21 protein-coding genes are annotated in these 21,098 nt (G+C 41.4%); 15 read left to right on the top strand and 6 right to left on the bottom strand.

Features of this window, described 5'->3' with window-relative positions:
• The first annotated feature begins 137 nt into the window (after positions 1-137).
• Positions 138-656: an ABC transporter permease gene (locus SR187_RS09535; RefSeq protein ID WP_120172411.1), complete on the top strand. Its 519-nt coding sequence runs from the start codon at positions 138-140 to the stop codon at positions 654-656.
• A 48-nt stretch (positions 657-704) separates the two neighbouring features.
• Here the strand turns inward: SR187_RS09535 and SR187_RS09530 are convergent, their stop codons facing one another.
• Both SR187_RS09530 and argS read right to left on the bottom strand, forming a co-directional pair.
• Positions 705-1,664 (bottom strand): SH3 domain-containing protein, encoded by a 960-nt coding sequence (locus SR187_RS09530; protein ID WP_227986783.1) that lies wholly within the window; start codon positions 1,662-1,664, stop codon positions 705-707.
• A gap of 360 nt (positions 1,665-2,024) precedes the next feature.
• Positions 2,025-3,713 (bottom strand): arginine--tRNA ligase, encoded by a 1,689-nt coding sequence (gene argS, locus SR187_RS09525; RefSeq protein WP_120172410.1) that lies wholly within the window; start codon positions 3,711-3,713, stop codon positions 2,025-2,027.
• Between the two features lie 196 nt (positions 3,714-3,909).
• Between argS and argR the strand changes: the two genes are divergently transcribed.
• From argR to nrdG, 12 genes are all read left to right on the top strand, one after another.
• Entirely contained in the window at positions 3,910-4,350 is a 441-nt protein-coding gene (gene argR / locus SR187_RS09520) for an arginine repressor (protein ID WP_024532295.1), read from the top strand.
• Positions 4,351-4,362: 12 nt separating this feature from the next.
• A complete protein-coding gene (mutS, locus tag SR187_RS09515) occupies positions 4,363-6,903 on the top strand; it encodes a DNA mismatch repair protein MutS (RefSeq protein WP_120172409.1) in 2,541 nt (846 codons plus the stop codon).
• A gap of 333 nt (positions 6,904-7,236) precedes the next feature.
• Positions 7,237-7,605 carry a hypothetical protein gene (locus SR187_RS09510; protein WP_228025829.1) on the top strand — a complete coding sequence of 123 codons (369 nt, stop codon included), beginning with the start codon at positions 7,237-7,239 and terminating at the stop codon, positions 7,603-7,605.
• Between the two features lie 138 nt (positions 7,606-7,743).
• A complete protein-coding gene (locus SR187_RS09505; protein ID WP_120172407.1) occupies positions 7,744-8,523 on the top strand; it encodes an ABC transporter permease in 780 nt (259 codons plus the stop codon).
• A 31-nt stretch (positions 8,524-8,554) separates the two neighbouring features.
• Positions 8,555-9,262 carry a hypothetical protein gene (locus tag SR187_RS09500; RefSeq protein ID WP_145981842.1) on the top strand — a complete coding sequence of 236 codons (708 nt, stop codon included), beginning with the start codon at positions 8,555-8,557 and terminating at the stop codon, positions 9,260-9,262.
• 9 nt (positions 9,263-9,271) lie between these two features.
• Complete coding sequence (locus SR187_RS09495) at positions 9,272-9,901, top strand: hypothetical protein (RefSeq protein ID WP_120172405.1); 630 nt, start codon at positions 9,272-9,274, stop codon at positions 9,899-9,901.
• A complete protein-coding gene (locus tag SR187_RS09490; RefSeq protein ID WP_120172404.1) occupies positions 9,898-10,545 on the top strand; it encodes an ABC transporter ATP-binding protein in 648 nt (215 codons plus the stop codon). The genes SR187_RS09495 and SR187_RS09490 overlap by 4 nt, the downstream gene beginning before the upstream one ends.
• A gap of 217 nt (positions 10,546-10,762) precedes the next feature.
• Complete coding sequence (gene nrdD, locus SR187_RS09485; protein WP_024532289.1) at positions 10,763-12,934, top strand: anaerobic ribonucleoside-triphosphate reductase; 2,172 nt, start codon at positions 10,763-10,765, stop codon at positions 12,932-12,934.
• Between the two features lie 300 nt (positions 12,935-13,234).
• On the top strand, positions 13,235-13,387 hold the full coding sequence (locus SR187_RS09965) for a hypothetical protein (RefSeq protein ID WP_120172403.1): 153 nt from the start codon (positions 13,235-13,237) through the stop codon (positions 13,385-13,387).
• A gap of 2 nt (positions 13,388-13,389) precedes the next feature.
• Positions 13,390-14,355 (top strand): Gfo/Idh/MocA family protein, encoded by a 966-nt coding sequence (locus tag SR187_RS09475; protein WP_120172402.1) that lies wholly within the window; start codon positions 13,390-13,392, stop codon positions 14,353-14,355.
• Positions 14,303-14,818 (top strand): GNAT family N-acetyltransferase, encoded by a 516-nt coding sequence (locus SR187_RS09470; protein WP_120172401.1) that lies wholly within the window; start codon positions 14,303-14,305, stop codon positions 14,816-14,818. Before SR187_RS09475 ends, SR187_RS09470 begins: the two co-directional genes overlap by 53 nt.
• Before the next feature lie 260 nt (positions 14,819-15,078).
• Positions 15,079-15,636, top strand: a complete 558-nt coding sequence (gene nrdG, locus SR187_RS09465) for an anaerobic ribonucleoside-triphosphate reductase activating protein (protein ID WP_120172400.1) — start codon at positions 15,079-15,081, stop codon at positions 15,634-15,636.
• A 182-nt stretch (positions 15,637-15,818) separates the two neighbouring features.
• Here the strand turns inward: nrdG and SR187_RS09460 are convergent, their stop codons facing one another.
• Positions 15,819-16,118 carry a helix-turn-helix domain-containing protein gene (locus tag SR187_RS09460; RefSeq protein WP_120172399.1) on the bottom strand — a complete coding sequence of 100 codons (300 nt, stop codon included), beginning with the start codon at positions 16,116-16,118 and terminating at the stop codon, positions 15,819-15,821.
• A gap of 80 nt (positions 16,119-16,198) precedes the next feature.
• Positions 16,199-16,444, bottom strand: coding sequence for a hypothetical protein (locus SR187_RS09455; RefSeq protein ID WP_120172398.1), 246 nt, complete (start codon positions 16,442-16,444; stop codon positions 16,199-16,201).
• 705 nt (positions 16,445-17,149) lie between these two features.
• On the opposite strand from SR187_RS09455, the gene SR187_RS09450 reads away from it, so the two are divergent.
• Positions 17,150-18,361, top strand: coding sequence for a hypothetical protein (locus SR187_RS09450; protein ID WP_120172397.1), 1,212 nt, complete (start codon positions 17,150-17,152; stop codon positions 18,359-18,361).
• 402 nt (positions 18,362-18,763) lie between these two features.
• Here SR187_RS09450 and SR187_RS09925 read toward each other — a convergent pair whose 3' ends face one another.
• Positions 18,764-18,901 (bottom strand): hypothetical protein, encoded by a 138-nt coding sequence (locus SR187_RS09925; RefSeq protein ID WP_155964201.1) that lies wholly within the window; start codon positions 18,899-18,901, stop codon positions 18,764-18,766.
• Between the two features lie 319 nt (positions 18,902-19,220).
• Positions 19,221-19,346 carry a hypothetical protein gene (locus SR187_RS10220; RefSeq protein ID WP_265572951.1) on the bottom strand — a complete coding sequence of 42 codons (126 nt, stop codon included), beginning with the start codon at positions 19,344-19,346 and terminating at the stop codon, positions 19,221-19,223.
• 531 nt (positions 19,347-19,877) lie between these two features.
• Between SR187_RS10220 and SR187_RS09445 the strand changes: the two genes are divergently transcribed.
• Positions 19,878-21,068 (top strand): PqqD family protein, encoded by a 1,191-nt coding sequence (locus tag SR187_RS09445; RefSeq protein WP_120172396.1) that lies wholly within the window; start codon positions 19,878-19,880, stop codon positions 21,066-21,068.
• Positions 21,069-21,098: the final 30 nt, after the last annotated feature.

Genomic DNA, 21,098 nt, shown 5'->3' with positions numbered 1-21,098 from the left:
GGAAAATAATTATCCCAATAGAAGTGGGAAGTTTCTTCATAATCAGCACCTCCTTTTCTTTTAGTATACCATATCTTTAGGAGAGTGCGTTGACAAAACTTGTAAGGAATCGTAGAATATACGCAAGGAGGTTGTTTATGAAAAAAACAGTACATTTATATATTGTTGTTATATTATCGTCCATTGCTAGCTTGTTGCGTATTTTTAATGTCTTCTTCTCCAAATATGATGAAACAGTTATGCGTCAATTATTCCAGAATTTAGAGGGAATTGATGAAGCCATGTTTACATTTATGAGAGAGTCTATCTCTTTCCAGACGAACCTTATCAATAAAGCTTTTGCAGTGGTTCTTTTACTGACTTTGGTTGCTGTAGTTGTTCTCCTTTTCCTTGGGAAGAATAGGCAGGCTTCCTGCACTTATCTGGGTTATCTCATTGGAACTCTCTTGTTGCATACCTACTCTTTCGTTGGCAGCAAAGGACTAACTCAGATTTATACAGATTTGACGACTCGCCAAATAGTAGAGATTCAAACTTTGGCTTTCTATGTAGTCAATATTGTTCTTTTTCTTATCTATTTTGGTGTGACAATCTTCTTCCACTTGCGTAAACCGAAGCAAGAGTTGAGCGAAACCAACCATTCAACAGATATTTAGAAAAATGAAAGATGCATAATCGCCTGAGATTGTGCATCTTTTGCATAGTCAAGAAATAGCGATATAGCGACGGATACCAGAATAGCTAATATAACTAATCCATTGTCGGCCTTCGGCGGTAACGACTTTATCGTAGTAGACACTCGCACCGGTATCATAATGTGCAACCTCAGGACTGGATAGACTTGGATTGTTGCGGACACTAGAGTGTGTCTTTATGGTGTAGATACCTGATGGAGGGAGACTAGAATAGACTGTGGCTTGTTGAGTGAGAGTATTTGTTACTGTCTCAATGGCAATATAGCGTCGAGCACCAGAATAACTGATATAACTAATCCATTGTTGGCCCTCGGCTTCGATGACCTGATCATAACGGACAGTTTCTCCTGCAAAATAGTAATCAATAGTAGAACTAGCAGAACTAGCTTGGGATTTGATGGCTACTTGATCGGTAAAGGTATAGGTACCACTGGATGCCAATGTTGTCGCTGTAGGAAGTGTGGAGATAGTACTGGAGTTTGCGCTCTCTAGATCTTTGAAATGAATATAGCCACTGGCACTGTGTTTTGGGATTGTTCGTCGCCCGTAGGTATAGCGTGCACCATAGTTGTATTCTTCAATCTCTACAGAATCACCATTTACAGCAGAAACCCAGGCTACATGCATAGGTATCTCAAACCAAGCAATGGAGCCCACTGCTGGATTCATATCTACGGTATATCCTTCTTGTCTGGCACGATGGCCCCATGTATCAGCATTTCCGTAAGCTGGTGGCAGGGTAAAATTGTTGACGGTGCTCAGCCTGAATGCTGCAAAAGAAGTGCATTGTCGTGTGTACAATCTCCAAGGATCTACTGCATCAATAGCAGTATAGGGATAGTCGTCTCCTCTGGCATTGGCAAAAACCTGCTGCGGAGCTTGAAAGCTAAGGCTTGTGATAAAGGCGGTTGTCATGAGACAATAAGTCATTCTTTTCGTTTTTGAACTTGTGAATAATCTACTATTCATAGTTTCTCCTTTGAAAAAGTGTAGAGGGAATACAATTCCTCTTACATACTTATTCGTAATAGGAGTTCATTTTTTAGAATATTCTGTTCACCAGTTTCCTATCAATTAGGTTCTTTCTTGCTTTATACAGCTGTTTCCTTACAGGGACTAAAGGTACAGGCTTCTTTGTTTGGGCCTATTTCCATTGTGTTTTGCTTCGGTTATTACTGCTTTTGATCTTGTTATTGGCGAGTAGACTGATGGTTTTTATCTTGCTACTTTCGATAGATATGTTTTGAACACCAGAAAAAACCTCTGTATACATTCTAGTGGGGTAGAACTATACGGAGGTTTCTCTTGTGTCTCACTTACTGGAGGTGGTTACATTTTTTCTGGAGCTTTAACACCGAGAAGGCGGAGAGCTTCTTTGAGGACTACACCTGTAGCGTAAGCAAGAGCCAATCGACTGTCACGTTCTGGGCTTTCGTCTAAAATGCGAGTGTGGGCGTAGTATTTGTTGAAGGCCTGAGCTAGATTGATAGTATATTTAGCTATCAGTGATGGGTCAAATTTGTCACCGGCACGTTCTACAACATTTGAGAAGTTTTGGATATGTTTGATGATTTCCCAGCTTTCTGTATCAGCTAATTTGTAGTCATTGTCTGCTTCAGGTGCAAAGTTTGCTTTGCGCAAGATAGACTGAATGCGGGCATAGGCATACTGCACATAAGGACCTGTTTCTCCTTCAAAAGAAACCATTGCTTCCAAATCAAAGTCGTAGCCGTTGTCGCGGTCTGTTTTCAGATCGTAGAATTTGACAGCACCAACACCGACTGCATGGGCCACTTTTTCCTTATTTTCGAGATTAGGATTCTTAGACTCGATCTGTGCGAGAGCGCGTGAAATTGCTTCATCAAGAGTTGGTTCAAGAAGGATAATATTTCCTTTACGAGTTGATAATTTCTTCTTATCCTTGGTGACAAGTCCGAAGGTGATATGGGTCATATCGTCACTCCAGTCAAAGCCCATTTCTTTCAGTACGGCTTTGAGTTGCTTGAAGTGGTTGATTTGTTCTTGACCAACGACATAGATACTTTTTACAAAGTCGTAGGTGCGCTTACGGTACATAGCTGTTGCAATGTCGCGCGTGATGTAGAGGGTTGCACCATCTGTTTTCATGATGAGGGCTGGTGGAAGATTGTAGCTTTCAAGATCTACAATTTTTGCACCTTTTGATTCTTGCAAGAGCGCCTTGTCTTCGAGGATTTGAATCCCCTCATCCATCTTGTCGTTGTAGAAGGCTTCACCATTAAAACTGTCGAATGTTACACCGAGCTTATCGTAAATACGGTTAAATTCGACCAAACTTTCGTCACGGAACCATTGCCATAGTTCTTGTGCTTCTGGATCTCCGTCTTCCAATTTCTTGAACCATTGGCGAGCCTCATCATCAAGTTCAGGTTTTTCTTCTGCTTCGGCATTGATACGGACGTAGAGTTTGAGAAGTTCAGAGATTGGGTCTGCTTCAACAGCCGCTTTATCCCCCCATAGTTTATAGGCTACGATTAGCATACCAAATTGTTTGCCCCAGTCACCCAAGTGGTTGATACGGATTGGCTTATAGCCGAGTTTTTCATGGATATTAGCGAGAGCATCACCGATAACTGTCGAACGCAAATGTCCTACTGAAAATGGCTTAGCAATGTTTGGACTAGACATATCAACCGTCACATTTTTTCCTTGACCGATATTTAGTTGACCGTAGTGCTCTTTTTCGGAGATGACATCAGTCAGCACTTTATGTGAGACACCTGCCTTGTCCAAGAAGAAATTTACGTAAGGTCCAGTTGCTACGACATTTTCAAAGCCGGTAGTATCGAGTGTTTCTACGATACTGGCTGCAATGGCTTGTGGGGACTTGCGTTCTACCTTAGCGAGTGAGAAAGCGGGGAATGCGATGTCACCCATTTCGGACGATTTTGGTTTTTCTAGCAAGGCATAGACAGCCTCAACTTCCAAACTTGGAAGCACAGCTGCCAGTCTTTCGGCGATTATCTGTTTTTGGTTCATATAGGATTTCCTCCAAAGGTATTGAAACTATAGTCTTTTGAAATTACTTTAGCACCTCGTCACCCCTGACTTGGATGCCATGCTCGGTTTCGTGTCTGAAAGTAATTGCACTTGACTATATTTTATCATATTTCTAGGCTAATAGCAGTGAAAAATGTTATAATATCTCTATAAATATACATTCTGAGGTACAATGATGAATAAAGCAGAGCGACATGAACTAATCAAGTCGATGATTCGTCAAGAAAAGATAGGACGTCAAATGGACATTCAACAGATTTTAGAAGCTCAAGGTGTAGTGGTAACTCAAACAACTTTGTCGCGTGATTTACGGGAGTTGGGAGTGATAAAAATTCATGAGAATGGGCGTTCATTTTATTCTTTGGCAGCTGAGGAAGAGCGAGTAAATTTTATCCAATTATTGGCACAGTACGCATACAAGGTGAACAGGGCTAGTTTTATTCTTGTCCTACATTCTGAGCTGGGGGAAGCAGCTTTAATGGCCAATATTATTGATGCAGAAAAGCCAGAAACCATTCTGGGGACATTGGCAGGAGCTAACACACTCTTGGTGATTTGTCGTGATGAGTTAGCAGCCCAGCAGGTTGAGGCAGAGATAAATTACTATTTGGAATAGAGAGGAGAAACAATGGCAGTGGAAAAAATTTCTCCAGGAATGCAACAGTATTTGGATATTAAGTCTCAATATCCAGATGCTTTTTTGCTTTTCCGTATGGGAGATTTTTACGAGTTATTTTATGAAGATGCGGTGGAGGCCGCCCAGATTTTAGAACTATCTTTGACCAGTCGGAATAAGAACGCAGAAAACCCCATCCCTATGGCTGGGGTTCCCTACCATGCAGCCCAGCAGTACATTGATACTTTGGTCGAATTGGGGCATAAGGTTGCTATTGCGGAGCAGATGGAAGATCCCAAGCAGGCAGTCGGTGTGGTAAAACGCGAAGTGGTTCAGGTTATTACTCCAGGTACGGTGACAGACTCTTCCAAGATGGGTGCCGATAGTAACTTTTTGGTGGCGATTGATCGGGAAGGGATTTACTTTGCACTTTCTTACATGGATGTAGCGACAGGACAATTTTTTGTGACGAGTTTGGAGGATTTTTCCAGCCTTTGTGGCGAAATCCGTAACCTGCGGGCGCGTGAACTAGTGATTGGCTATGCTCTTTCGGAAGAAGAGGAGCAAGTTCTTGCCAATCAGATGAATCTGCTCTTGTCTTTTGAAAATGAGTTGTCTGACGATATTCATTTGATTGATTCGTCATTGACAGACTTGGAGCAGGCAGCAGCTAGAAAATTGCTCAGCTATATCCATCAGACTCAAAAGCGTGACTTGGTTCACCTGCAAAAGGTAGTTCATTATGAAATCAAAGACTATTTGCAGATGGATTATGCAACAAAATCCAGTCTTGATTTGCTGGAAAATAGTCGGACAGGAAAGAAACATGGTAGTTTGTACTGGTTGATGGATGAGACGAAGACGGCTATGGGGATGCGGTTGTTGCGGACATGGATCAATCGTCCTTTGATAGATCAAAAAAGGATTGAAAATCGTCAGGCTGTTGTGCAGATTTTTCTGGATTATTTCTTTGAGCGTAGTGATTTGATTGAGGCCTTGAAGGGGGTCTATGATATTGAACGTCTGGCCAGTCGGGTGTCGTTTGGTAAGACCTTGCCCAAGGATTTGTTACAACTTGCTCAGACCCTGGGAAAGGTGCCAGCTATCAAAAATATTTTACAACAGATGGCCGAGCCTACCTTAGCCAGTTTGGTGGCTGGGCTAGACCCGATCCCAGAACTCCACGCTCTCATTAGCTCTGCTATTGACCCAGAAGCTCAGGGGGCTATTACGGATGGAAATATTATCAAGACAGGCTTTGATGAGACTTTGGATCAGTATCGCTTGGTGATGCGTGAGGGGGCAGGCTGGATTGCAGAGATTGAGGCCAAGGAGCGGCAAGCATCAGGAATCAATAATCTCAAGATTGATTACAACAAAAAAGATGGTTACTATTTTCATGTGACTAATTCTAACTTGGGCAATGTGCCTGCTCATTTCTTTCGTAAGGCGACCTTGAAAAATTCCGAACGGTATGGAACAGAGGAGTTGGCTAAAATTGAAGGTCAGATGCTGGAAGCGCGTGATAGGTCTGCCAATTTGGAATATGAGATTTTCACGCGCATCCGCCAAGAGGTGGAAAAGTACATCGGTCGCTTGCAAAAATTGGCTCGAACCATCGCAACCATTGATGTTCTTCAAGCGTTTGCGGTTCTTGCTGAGCAACAATATTTGGTCTGTCCACAGTTTACGCAGAAGCGAGAATTGATGATTGATCGTGGTCGTCATGCGGTTGTTGAGAAGGTTATGGGTAAGCAGACCTATATTCCAAATTCTATTCACTTGGATACAACAACACACATGCAGTTGATTACAGGTCCAAACATGAGTGGAAAGTCAACTTACATGCGGCAGTTGGCAATGATTGTCATCATGGCTCAGATGGGGGCGTACGTGCCTGCGGATCAAGCAGAACTACCAATTTTCGATGCGATTTTCACTCGGATTGGGGCAGCGGATGATTTGGTTAGTGGTCAATCAACTTTTATGGTGGAAATGATGGAGGCCAACAAGGCTGTTCGTTTGGCCACGGAGCGCTCCCTTATTCTTTTTGATGAATTGGGACGGGGAACGGCTACTTATGATGGTATGGCCTTGGCTCAGTCAATTATTGAGTTCATTCACGATAAGATAGGCGCTAAAACCCTTTTTGCTACTCACTACCACGAGTTGACCGAGCTTAATCAGACGCTTTCTCACCTAGAAAATGTCCATGTTTCAACCTTGGAAAAAGATGGGCAAGTGACCTTCCTCCACAAGATTGCTGCTGGTCCAGCTGATAAGTCCTATGGGATTCATGTAGCTAGGATTGCGGGCATGCCAGAGGAGCTTTTGCAGCGAGCAGATAGCATTTTGCGAGAATTGGAAAGCCATGCACCGTCTGCTCAATCTAGTCAGGTCAGTCTGGTGAGCGAGCCGGAGCATGAACAGCCTGCTGTATTCGCAGAAACTCTTTCTCACCCAGTCCTAGATGAACTGGCAAACTTAGACATCTACAATATGACACCGATGGAAGTCATGGTGGCAGTGGCAGAGTTGAAGAAACAGTTGTAGTACCTATCAGAGGTTGGGACAATAGTCCAATCTCATATATAAAAAGCGAACAAACCAATATTCTGACAATCAGAATCTTGGTTTGTTTGCTTTTTTTGTTCAATTATAAATCTAAAGGACTTGATAATTGAGATTTTCAAAATTGAAAATCTTTTTGTCCCAAGCTCTTTTTAGGAAGGGAGGTGTACTATGCATGGAATATGAATTTTTGGTTACTTTTTTGAACTATTGTTTGACACCGTTTTCTAAAAATGATATTGTTTAGATAATTGAATGATTGCTTCGTATGATTTTGTATGAAAAGGGTAATCGGGAAGTTGTCTAGCTTTGTTAGTGGTTATGGGTATTGGCTTGATGATTAGTCATGTCTCAGGTCGGGACATAGCAGACTATGATGTCACGATTCCTAGATTTGGAGCAATCACAACTGGTAGAGTCTACAAAGAAAACTCTTCAAATGGTGTCAACCGAAACTATGCGATAGGTGGAAATAAACGAATGACGACCTCTATCCGATTGACTAGAACTGGTGGAGATATTACTCCTAGTCTACAGATGTCCTCGGGCAGTCGCATCATACTACGGTACAATGGTGGTGGAGATGCCTATGCGGGGAGTACGACTACTCTAGCTTTGGCTACTCCTCTTACCACAGTAGTGAGAGTTCAGGCTCAGGGATCTTGGAGTTCAGATGAGTGGTAAAATAGCGTGATATGGTAACTTTTTAAGTGCGATGGCAATTATATTAGGGGGATGAGGAGACTCTTTCCCCTATTCGTTAACACCTGATGAAAATCAAAATAAATGAGAAAATAAGATAATGATAGAAGGGGTACCCTTATGTCCTATTTTTTAGCAGAGTTACGAAGAGGGCTGAAGTCAAGGTTGTTTTTGATTAGCTGTTCCTTGACTTTTATAGCTCTGATAGTCGGCGTTGTGAATGGCTGGTCTTCTATTCAAGGTATTGGAGGGCTATCCTTTTTTCTGTATGCCTTTTCTCTAGGAGGAGGAGCGATTTTACCAATCCTTATACCGATTTTGGTGTCTTTTCCTTTTTCACATTCCTATATAGAAGATACCGAACACAACATGATTTACGCAGTGCTATCACGAACGACTGTGAAGAACTATTTCTTTACAAAGTTCTTTGCGATCGGTTGCGTAGCGTCTCTATCTTTATTTCTTCCCTTGTTGCTCCTGTTGGTTATAAACCAGTTTCTCTTTCCGATAGGAGCTCCTATATATCTAGGAGATATTAAGGGAGCTTGGTCGTTTATCTTTCAGGAAAACCAATTATGGTATGTGATGATAACCATTATTCATAGCACCTTTTTTGCCTTCATCTATGCAAATCTTAGCTTTGTATCAACCATTTACTTGCCTAACAAGGTGACAGCCTTAGTTGCCCCATTCTTGGTTTACTACCTTCCATCATTTGTTTTTCCATTTGTAGGATTAGATGTTTTGGAGCCAGTCAATACTTTTGACTTGACAGCCAATTCAGCATCAAATGAGCTATTTGTATATGGCCAATTAGGCTGTATTCTATTTTTGACGGTAGTGTTAGGAATTTATAAAATACAAAAGGAGCTGATACTTGATGGATATGGAGATGCTTGATTGTTTTGTAAAGTCGCATAGGAAGAAATACTTGTTTTACGTCTTTCTTTTTGTATTACTGACTACCCTTTCTTTTTTGCAGTATAGTAGCTTGAGCAAGGGGAGCGGTAATTTTTGGCTGTGGCAACTCTATTTGCAAAGTGATTTGTATTCGTCCGTTGTTGGACTTCCCTTGTTGTATCTATCGGGAATTTATTTCATTTCAGCTACGTTTTTTTCAAATAGTCTGGTCATCATTCGCTTGGACAGCCGCAAGCAGCTTATGGCGATAGAGTGGCAGGTTCAGTTTGCATTCTTAGGTAGCTTTCTATTGTTGCTGGCAACTATCGCAGCCGCAATCAGTGTATCAAGTTCTACCTTTTCGCTATCCTGGACTCCGGAGAATGTCTCTATCTATCGTGCTATCTTCGACAGTTCGCCATCTATGGATATAGAGCTATTGCATCAGGTCTTTTTTACAACCATCTATTTTGCTTTTTATCTTTTATTTCTGACAAATAGCTATACATTTTTCCGGCTTATTTTTTCAGAAAAACTATCTTTTTTACTGCTCCTTGCCTTTATTTTTTTCCAGTCATTTGTTTACAAGATGAGTTATGTTGTACCTTTGTTGCCGATTCAGCACTATCGAGTGGCAAACATAGCTGACACTGTCTCTCATATATGCTACTGGCTTTTGGTAAACGGACTACTTTTCTTTATAAATAGCAAGATGTACCTGAGAAAACAATTCTATTAAGGAGAAATAATGTCGTCTATTTTAGTAAAAAAATATGTTAATTATCGCCGTCTTCTTTTGACGCTTTTCCTGTTTGTTTTGGTACATGTTTCTGGTAAATATCTACTGGACACTGACTTTGAAATCAGTGTACTGAATTACCATCTTATGGGGTACCGTACTTTTTATACTATCGGCAAATATCTATTTCCGTATGTCTATTTTTTGTGTGCCTTTGTTTACCGTATTGATATGACGGATCAATATTTTTCACTAGTTTTCATTAGAAGTAAGAACAAGTACCGTCATATTATTTCTATTTCTGGTTTTATTTTCTTAGCCAGCCTTATTTATTGGGGAGCTTACTTAGGGATTTTTTATTTCATTTCGGGAAGGTCATCATTTGCTGAAGTGTTTGTTGAGTATCTGACCGTTGAATGCTTAACCTTACAATTAAGTGGCTTGTATTTTTTCCTTGATAGATGGATCGGTCATACACATACCGCAGCAGTTTTGACGATTTGCTATATGGGTATTATCAGTTTTCAATCAAGCATAGCAGATACGGTGACTAGTCTAGGATTTAGCTTTGTTTCGGGAAGTATCTATCTCGTGCTTATTTTTATACATATACAGAGAAAGGGAGTCGTCAGAATATGAATCCAATAGAAATAAAAGATGTTTCTTTTAGCTTTGGTCATCAACAGATATTTGATGCCATTACGGTTTCTTTTAAAGCAGGAGAAATCATTGGTATTGTCGGAAAGAATGGTTCAGGCAAGTCAGTGTTCTTTAAGTTGCTAGCAGGTCTTATAAAGCCTAAGCGAGGTGAAATCTGGATAGATGGTAAGGAAATAGCCAATTCCAGCAGTTTTGCCTCAGATATGGGTGTCCTGATTGAAGAACCTTCTTTTTTAGCTAACCTGACTGCATATGATAACTTGCGGTTGTTATTAAGTATTAACAAAAAATGTTCTAATGAGGTCATTGAGCAAACTCTCGAAACGGTTGGTCTCTCTGAATATCGGGATAAGAAGGTCAAACACTTCTCGCTAGGGATGAAGAAAAAGATGGGGATTGCACAAGCTATCATGGAAAAACCAAAAATTTTATTGTTGGATGAGCCTATGAATGCACTAGACGAAGAATCCATACTAAATATGAGAAATTTGTTCTTTGAATTGGCTAAGCAGGGAACCACGATTATCATTGCAAGTCATAATCGAGAAGATATTGATACAATGTGTGATAAAGTCTATAAAATCCATGCCTGCGGTTTGCAGTTAGAAACCTCTAATTCGTAAGTCTGACCGCCCCTATCATATCCGTCTCCCGTTATCAATCTATATACTCATAGGAGAATAAACAAGAGTCTAGACAGGCTCTTGTTTTCAGTTACTTTCAGGAAAATAAACTATATCTTGTGTTTTTGGAAGAATTTTAAGTTTTTTGACACAAGATATTGATTTTTGTTTTGTGAAGTGCTAGACTATAAGAAGTAAAACTTTTGGAGGTAGTCAAATGAACGTGCGAGAAAATGTCTTACAAAGTGTAGAATTAGCAGTGTTGAAGCGTGATGGTCGGATGGTATCCTTTGATCAGAATAAGATTTTTTCTGCTCTTCAGCGGGCCAATCAAGAATTGGAACATCCGGTTTCAGAAGCCGGTTTGAAGGTTGTGTTGGAGGCGTCTTTGGCAGAGATTGTCCGTCGTTTTGAAAAGGATGTTCAGATTTACGAAATTCAGACAGTCGTGGAGCAGGAATTACTCAAGGCTCATCTGTATGAACTGGCAGAACGCTATATCCAGTACAGAACCCAGCGCGATTTTCGCCGTCACCAAGCGACGGACATTAACTTTGAGATTCACAAATTGTTGAGTAAGGATCAGTCGGTTGTCAATGAAAATGCCAATAAAGATGCTAACGTTTTTAACACTCAACGTGACCTGACAGCCGGGATTGTTGGCAAATCGATTGGGTTAAAACTTTTACCAGCCCATGTAGCCAATGCTCATCAAAAAGGAGATATCCATTATCACGATTTAGATTATAGCCCTTACACACCTATGACAAACTGTTGCTTGATTGATTTTAAGGGCATGTTAGCTCAAGGTTTTAAGATAGGGAATGCAGATGTAGAAAGTCCCAAGTCCATTCAGACAGCAACAGCTCAGATTTCGCAAATCATTGCCAATGTTGCTTCCAGTCAGTATGGAGGATGTTCGGCAGACCGCATAGACGAAGTTCTAGCCCCCTATGCCGAACTCAATTACCAGAAGCATTTAAAGGATGCCAAGGATTGGGTTCTACCTGAGAAGCAGGAAGAGTATGCTTGTGCCAAAACTCAAAAGGATATTTATGATGCCATGCAGTCCTTGGAATATGAAATCAATACTCTTTTCACTTCCAATGGACAAACTCCATTTACCTCGCTTGGTTTTGGTTTGGGAACATCTTGGTTTGAGCGAGAGATTCAAAAGGCTATTCTCAATATCCGTATCAAGGGACTGGGGCGTGAAGGACGGACAGCTATTTTCCCAAAATTGATCTTTACGGTTAAGCGAGGACTCAATCTGGAGCCAGATTCGCCAAACTATGACATCAAGCAATTGGCTATTGAGTGTGCGACCAAGCGGATGTATCCTGATATGCTATCCTACGACAAGATTGTCGAGTTGACAGGCTCCTTCAAAGTACCTATGGGCTGTCGCTCTTTCCTACAGGGATGGAAGGATGAACATGGTCAGGATGTGACTTCTGGTCGGATGAATCTGGGTGTTGTAACCGTCAACCTGCCACGGATTGCCATGGAATCAGCAGGAGATATGGACAAGTTCTGGGAAATCTTTGCGGAGCGGATGACAATTGCCAAAGATGCTCTGGTCTATCGGGTCGAACGAGTCAAGGAAGCGATTCCTGCCAATGCTCCTATTCTCTACCAGTACGGCGCATTTGGAAAACGCTTGGCAAAGACGGATGCAGTTGATGCAGTCTTTAAAAATCGCCGGGCAACAGTTTCCTTGGGGTATATCGGCCTTTATGAAGTCGCAACGGTTTTCTACGGTGGAGAATGGGAGAACAATTCAGAAGCTAAAGAATTCACCGTTCGTATCATCAAAAAAATGAAAGAATTGACAGGTGCCTGGTCTGATGAATATGGCTATCACTTCTCTGTTTATTCGACACCGTCTGAAAGCCTGACAGACCGCTTCTGCCGCATGGACACAGAAAAATTCGGTCTTGTCAAGGATATTACTGATAAAGAATACTATACTAACAGTTTCCACTATGATGTACGGAAAAATCCAACACCTTTTGAAAAACTAGACTTTGAAAAAATTTACCCAGAAGCAGGAGCCAGTGGTGGCTTTATCCATTACTGCGAATACCCTGTCCTCCAGCAAAATCCCAAGGCCTTGGAGGCGGTTTGGGATTATGCCTATGACCGTGTCGGTTATTTGGGAACCAATACTCCGATTGATCATTGCTATGCCTGTGATTTTGAGGGAGACTTTGAGCCGACAGAGCGTGGTTTTAAGTGCCCAAATTGCAGCAATAGCGATCCCAAGCTAGTAGACGTTGTCAAGCGTACCTGTGGTTACTTGGGTAATCCACAAGCTAGACCAATGGTGAAAGGCCGTCACAAAGAGATTTCGGCACGCGTTAAGCACATGAACGGATCTAGCTTATAATCAACAATCAAATCGACAAGTGCTTCCACAGTGTTGAGCAACTGTGGAAGTTTGTTATCGTTACAGTTTATCTTTTACCATTCGGGTGAATGAGGGAACCTTCAAAGTAATCAAGAGTTTGGAAGAGCCTTGTCTGCTTACAACGGTTTTGAGTCAATACTCAAAAGTAAAAGGACATTGGTGTGTGCCTACAATTTTTTAACCTGACTCTTATATGCTTTCTCGCCAGTCTTTCCGACTTTTTGAGTAAAAAGAAAACTGACTAACAAATAGAAATGAATAGAAAAAAAGGAGAATATAATGGGAAAATATCAATTGGATGATAAAGGGAAGGCCTTGGTAGAACGCTACCATGAGAAGCATTCCACTGTAAAGAATGATAAAAAAGCCCGTGTGCAGGCTCTGCTGAAGCAAGCGCAGAAAAAAACGGAGAATGGCTTGACGAGGAGATAAACATGTTAAAGATTGGCTTGGTCGGTTTGGGAAGTATTTTCCAAAAAGCTTATTTGCCCTGTTTAAAACAATTTTCAACGATTGAATGGCACCTTTTTACTAGAAATAAGGAGACCTTGAGCCAGATTGCGGATGGTATGGTGAATAGCCACATTTATGATTCTGTGCAGGAATTGGCGAAAGTTCCACTGGATGGGGTCATGATTCATGTTGCAACACAAGCTCATGTGGAACTGGCAAAACTATTTTTAGAACAAGGAATTCCAGTCTACATGGATAAACCCCTGTCCGAAGACTACGAGCAAACTCTAGCCCTATATCAGTTAGCGCAGGCCAGAGGAGTCTTTCTTATGGCAGGATTCAATCGTCGCTTTGCTCCAAAAGTTCAACAACTAAAGGAGCAGTCGGATAAGCGCAGGATTCTTGTCGAGAAAAATGACGTGAATAGTCCGGGAGAATTGCAATTCAAGCTATTTGATCTCTTTCTTCATCCCTTGGATACAGCTCTCTATCTGTTAGATAGTCAGTTAGAGGCTGCGACCTTCTCCTATCATCTCGAAGAGGGACTCCTGAGTCAGGTCAGTGTCACTTTGCGAGCAGGAAATACTTCTGCGGTGGCTGCCATGAACTTGCAATCAGGCAGCAGGCGTGAAATAATGGAAGTCCAGACCCCGCAGGCTACCTATCAGTTGAAAAATCTGGAAGATATGCGGATATTCACCGCAGATAAAGAAGTGCAAGATGGTTTCGGAGCTTGGGAGAATACGCTGTATAAAAGGGGCTTTGAAACCATCATCCATCAGTTTTTGGAGTCTCTAGAGACTAAGGTAAATCCCGTTGATCCGAAGTCGAGTTTGCTCAGTCACTGGCTGTGCCATCAGATACTCCATTCAAGGAGTTCAAGAGGAGAATTAGATGTCTACTTACCAGAAAAAGTTACAACTCAGACGACCAAATCAACAGGATAAGGATACCATTCTGGACATGCTTGCGGAGTTTGAGCGTGAAGGAAGTGCCATGGATGGGGGATTTTACTCTAAAGATTTGGATTTTTTAGACTGGTTGGAGAGAAATCAGGATTATGAACTAGGTTTGAATCTACCAGATGGTTTTGTCCCCTGTATTCAATACGTTTCCTTTGATGCGACTGGTCGGGCTATTGGCTTTCTTCACCTTCGACTAAGGCTCAATGACTTTTTGCTCAACAAGGGAGGACACATCGGTTACTCTATCCGTCCGAGTCAGCGCCAAAAAGGCTATGCCAAAGAACAGTTGCGACTCGGCTTGCAGGAGGCAGCTTCCAAACATATTTCTAAGGTTTTAGTGACCTGTTCGGAAAAAAACGAAGCCAGCCGGCGGACGATATTGGCCTGTGGAGGTGTTTTGGACGATTGCCGCGAAGGGATCGAGCGCTATTGGGTTGAGCTCTAGACGGACTTGATGTATCGTAGAAGATTTAGCAGTTGGCGGGCTCAAGATAGAAGAAGGCTGACCGAAGTTGTTGAAGAAAATGCGGCTTAGAAAAAAGTCTTTTCCTGTCCGTTACATCATCAAGCAGTTTTCCCGTAAACCAGAAGTAGAAAGGAATGGAGTGACTAAGTTTAATTGAACTTGAGAAGGAAGCTCAGAATGTAGAAAAAGATAAAATCTACAGTGCTGTGCCACTTTCTAGTCGCTCTTAGTAGCAAAACATGAACAATCCCAAACCACAGGAGTGGAAGAGCGAGGAGCTTAGTCAAGGGCGGATTATTGACTACAAAGCATTTAACTTTGTGGACGGTGAAGGTGTGCGTTGCTCCCTCTATGTGAGTGGCTGTCTCTTCCATTGTGAAGGTTGCTATAATGTAGCAACCTGGTCCTTTAAAGCAGGTATTCCTTACACCAAGGAGCTAGAAGACCGTATCCTAGATGATTTATCTCAACCCTATGTGCAGGGCTTGACTCTTCTAGGGGGTGAGCCTTTTCTCAATACAGGCACCGTCTTGCCCTTGGTGAAACGGATTCGGCAAGAACTACCTACCAAGGATATCTGGTCCTGGACAGGCTACACATGGGAAGAGTTGATGCTAGAAACTCCAGATAAGTTGGAATTGCTATCTTATTTGGATATTTTAGTGGATGGGCGCTACGATCGTACCAAGCGCAATCTTATGCTGCAATTTCGCGGCTCCTCCAACCAGCGCATTATTGATGTCCAAACATCCCTAAAGGACAATAGGGTTATCCTCTGGGATAAACTAAAAAAGTAGGATTCTCATTAGCAGTTAGATGAAAAAAACAGCCCAGTGGGCTGTCTCAAAATACGAAGGGCGTTAGAACATGGTTCTAGCGGCTTTTTTGTAGTAAAAACTGTGAAAATATAGGGAAAATCAAGCAGACCTTGCCTGCTGGACAAAGGAAAAACCTCTATCCATAAACTAGAGGAAAATAATCACTGAAGAATGTTTCTAATAAACTGTAGCGTTTCCTTTTTCTGTTCATCACTGAGCTGTTCAATCAATAATTCAATTTCGGATTTTTCGGTTGGCTTTTTAATATCAGAATTACCTAGTAGATAGTCTGTGGAGACCTTAAAAAAATCAGCAAGCTTCTCAATGCTCTTCTTAGAAGGACTTCTTAACCCTTTCTCCCATTGAGCATAGCTTTGAGGACTCGTGTGGAAAACATCAGCTATGTTTCTTTGAGTTAAGCCCGCTTCTTTTCGTAATTGTTTTAGGCGACTTGTAAACATAATAAGCCTTTCCGAATGATTTATTATTTTTTTGAAAAAATGGTTGATAACGTAATCAATTGATTATATAATCTGATTTATCAAGAATCAATCTGGGTAGTATGTAAGACAATCGGTAGTAAAAATATACGGTCAGGATTACTGTAAGGAACGCTGTCTTTATGTTTCTCGTAGTCCTCGGCTGAGTATCCAATATCAGTTCGTAGCAAGGAGTCTCTAACTTTGTGTAAGTCTACCATGGGAACATTTTTCATAAAGGATAGGATACTGTTGAAGACACTACCAACTTTACCACAGATAGAAAACTTTTTAATGGCTACAACCATGCAATCAAAGGCAATCTCTTGCTTGCATGATTCTAGCTATTAAAGCTAGACCGCAGATTATTAAATAGCTTCTATACATTAAAAAAGGTGAAAAGGGAGAGAGAACTCTCCAACAATCCACATAAACAACCAATACCATTATATAGGATTGTCGGATAAAAAACAAGTCTTTTCCATTTCAAGGTGCGAACCCCACCAAACGTCCCTTGTTGGTAGTGTATGCTTGGGTTAGTTAGTAAACGAGGTGTGAGAGCTGAGTGAAAACTAAGCTAGTAAGTCATACGAGCTTCCGAGTAGATCCGAAAGTATCTGGATTTACAGAGAGTCAAGTAGAGAGCGAGGGTGACGTGTATATCCATCTGTCTAGTGGTGCGACGACATGAGCATGAGTAACAGACGAGTGGATGAAGTAAGTTTTTTCGTCATGCAAAAGAATGAAAAGTTTCCAACTGATGACGAATAGTGTATAGGAGTGTATTTTAGAATAATTTGCTGCGTGAGACGATTTGTGAGTTCAAGTCGTCTTTTTTGACAACAGGAATGCCATTATCTGTCTCGTCCGAGCAGATGGTGGCTTTTATTTTGGTTTTATAAGCAAATACTTCTTTGCTACTTCTTCGTTTTTGCAGCATGAGGAAAAGAATGCGAGGACGAAGGAAGTAGCTTATCTGTTTTTATTGAGAATATTTAGTGAAAGGACACAGTATGAAAAAATTTAAATGTAATTACCGTAAAGTGGGGAAGATTTGCCTTGCTTGTGTCATTGCTTGTACAGTCCTAACAGGATGTAATGATCCAAGTGGCAGTGAATCAGGAAATCTGCTTGCTGATAAGATTGATTCCACCACTTCTAAAATTGACAAGCCTGATTCTGCTGTAAAAAACACGAAAATCTTTCTTACATCAAAATGTATATCCATGCTCGCCATTCCTTCCTCGCTAGTTGCCGCAGACAGTAGAAAAGCAAGAACTGTAAACCCTGTTATGATCAATGGCAAGGTTCTAAATGGTCGTACGGTATCTAGCGGTCAACAAGTGGTGTTGAATCAAGTGGTAGATTTTGGGAATACAAAATTCCAGTCATTTTTTTACGAAGATGGAAAATTTTATTCATTGCAAGATAATGCAGCTTCTCCTGTTACTGTATTTGATACGAAAGGAAAAATAATAGATAGAATCTACAAGAAAGCAACTGGTCATAACAATGACATCCTTGCTCTAGGCAATCTCAAATATATCACATCAGGTGGCACCAAACTGTATGTTTGGAATACGGATACAAATGCGGTATCCACTGTTCAGCTTGATATGGTTGCACAGTATGCGAGGGATAATAATACTCGGATTGATATTGGTGGGATAGCTCGGTCAACAACAAATGGCAATATCCTGTATCTGGTCGGTCTTGATAAGCATGCTACAGCAGCCATTGAGCGTGAAAAGGGGGCGAATATCATCGTATTTAAACATGACTTGACTACTGGTAGACAGGAATTTCTGCTGCGGGATGAGCTAAATTATATCGGCCTGCTACAGGGAGCAGTAGAACATAATGGTATCTTGTATGTTGCTCAGAATAGTAAGACAGACAATTCCAATTTATCAAATTATACAGGAATCACAGTTAAGGCGTATGATGCTGAGACGACTGCCCATCTTGATGATATTCAGATTGATGGAAGGTTTGAAGCCGAAGGCATGCAGGTGATAGAACGAGAGGATGGTTCTAAGGAAGTCGGTCTTGGACTACATGGTAGTGGTGCAGAGAAAGTCATCTCTTTTGTACCGCTTGAAAAGCCAAAGCAGAAGCAGACTAGCATTTCTGAAGCGCCCAGTAGTGTTATGGTAGCTGATACAGAAAAAACATCCTCGAATCCTACGGCGATTTCTGAAACAGCAACGGGAGAGGTTGTTTAAAATCCTGAAGCGGTGAGTGAGAAAGTACTGACTCTACTATCGTGAGGTATGGACTGTAGCAATAGACCAAGTTGGAACAATGAAAGGGACTGACTTTCTCCTTGTACTGCCCCCAAGCGTTAGATGTATTCTCTAACTTTTGGGGTGCAGTTCAGCTCAAGGTTGGTCTTTTTCTTTTAGTATGATGGTTCCTCAAACTACTCTGGAGGTGGGAGCTGGGCGGCCTACTATTCTCCCAAGTTTTATACCACGGTTGCTTGACTACTTTTCCTCTCTTTAAGGTCATAAAAAAGAGCGTCCCGTTTTGGGAACGCACTTTCGTTAAGAATGTTTTGTTTTTGAATGTTTTGTATAATAAGGTTGAGATACTCTTATTTTGTTATCTCTGCTGAATGTACTATTTTAGACATAGTCTTTTGTAGCATCTGATTCTGGTGGTACTGGTGGTTCTGGAGTTGCCAGACCGCCAGACGTAGTAATCACATCTTCTGACATGAAGGCAACTGTCTTAAACTCAGGTTTTTTGTATTCCTTTACCATGGTGGGTCTCCTTTCCTTAATGTCTTACAGCATTATATCATAATACTCTAGCGATGTAAACTACTATGTTTATCAAACTAATAGTACCCACCAACTGCGTCACCTAGGTTGGCATCGGTGTTGTTTCTAGTGGTTCTGGTGTTTCAGCGCCAGAAGTCGTAATCACATCTTCTGTCTCAAAAACAACCGTTTTAAACTCAGGTTTTTTATATGCTTTTACCATGCTGGTCGCCTTTCTGTAGTGTTTCGTGATATTGTCATATCCTCTAGCAGTGTGAACTACTATATTTATCAACCTAATAGTACCGTCGAACAGATCCTAGGAAGGGATACGCTCTTCCTCTGCTGGCGGTGCTGGCGTTTCAGTACCGTTAGACGTAGTAATGACATCCTCTGCTTCAAAAACAACCGTCTTAAACTCAGGTTTTTTGTATTCTTTTACCATGCTGGTCTCCTTTCTTATAAACTCTTCAAACTAATCTATGTCTTCTGTTGGAGGTGCTGGAGTTGCAACGCCGTTTGAAGTTGTAATCACGTCTTCTGCTTCAAAAACAACCGTCTTAAACTCAGGCTTTTTGTATTCTTTTACCATGATAGCTCCTTTCCGATAGTGTTTTTTATCATCTCTCCCTACTTTTCAAGGGGGAGCTAATAAACTCCTTGGGCTAGTAACGTACGTCTACACTGCAATGGTGATGTTTTTTGGCTGGAAGTGCTGGAGTTTTAAGTTCATTAAAGAAGTAGGAATTGCATCCTTTACTCCCCGAAATAACCCTCTTAAACTCAGACTTCCTGTACTCTCTTGACGTACTACTTCCTCATAATAATCTGTAGCGATTCTATCACAGAAACCCTATCTTGTCAATAGATACTGGGCTAAATTAGTAAAAAAGTAGCTCTCTGTCTCTATCTAGCTTGAATTTAGGTACATTTTTTTATATAATGGAAGTCAAGCTGACTAGAAAGAGAGAAAACGATGTATTTTATCACCTGCACACGGGCAAATCTCCGCTACCGTTGGGAGAGTGAGGTACTACTGACCAATCTTCAGACCCATGGTTCCTACGATGTCATCTTTTTACTGTACGGTGAAGACAAGGACATGGGACCCTACCTCCAAGAAAAGTACGGCATTACTTACCATTACTTTGAGGATGATCGTCCCAACCATCAATACCCAACCTCGATTCGCCCCTACCTCTGGTATCAATTTTTGAAAAAATATCCCCACATGGAAAAAGAGACTTTCTTCTATATTGATACAGATATTATCTTTAGGGAGATGGTCGATTTTGATAAGATTCCGGTGAGTGCTCACCAGTGGTACGGAGCTCATAGCCCCACTGTCAAGGCAAGTTTCTTGCGCTCAAAACATCCTTTCTACCTACAGGGATTACAGACCATTTTGAATGTAACAGACGAAGAGCTAGAATGGACAGAAACCAGTCCTGCTGGTGCTCAGTGGCTGCTTGCTCAGCCGACAGCAGCTTTTTTTCACGAAATGTATGTCCAATGTGAGCGGATTTACGATTTTCTGTTGACGATGGAGAAGCTCCAATTGCCTTTAGAGGAAGAAGAAAAGCTAGATAGGTATGGAAAATGGCTGACAGATATGTGGTGCTTAGCCTGGATGGCTCCAAAATACGGTATCACTGTACACACCTCTACTGAGTTGAACTTTTCGTGGCCTGTTCGTCCTGCAAACGAATGGAATGACTATAAGATTCTCCATAATGCTGGGGTTTTGAGTAAGGATGAGCCTGCTTTTTACAAGACAGAGTGGAAGAATATCCCCCCTTTCTTTTTCAAGCATGATAAAGTATCCCCAGAACTCGGTTCCATCCACTATGTAAAGGCGATTCAAGCTGTGGAGATTCGACCACAAGATTATGACACTATCCGAATTTTAGGCACCTTTATCACCAATCAGGTGAAGGAAGCCTATATTGCTATCCCTTTGGATGAAATCAAAGAAAAGGTTCCTGGCTACATTGAATTAAACGATACTAGCTACTTACTTTGGACCCTCATCCACGAAAAAGGCTCCATCCAAGAGGTTATCAAAGCCTATAGCCAAGCTTTTGGAATTGAAGAAGAATGGGGAAGACAAGACTTGTTTGATTTTGTTGCCTATCTAGATACCATGAAAATCGTTCAAATCAGTTAACGACAGCTCAGAAGTAGCGTTCCTGATATA

The organism is Streptococcus ruminantium (assembly GCF_003609975.1).
GTDB classification, from domain to species: Bacteria; Bacillota; Bacilli; order Lactobacillales; family Streptococcaceae; genus Streptococcus; species Streptococcus ruminantium.
This window is presented reverse-complemented; position numbering and strand designations above follow the sequence as displayed.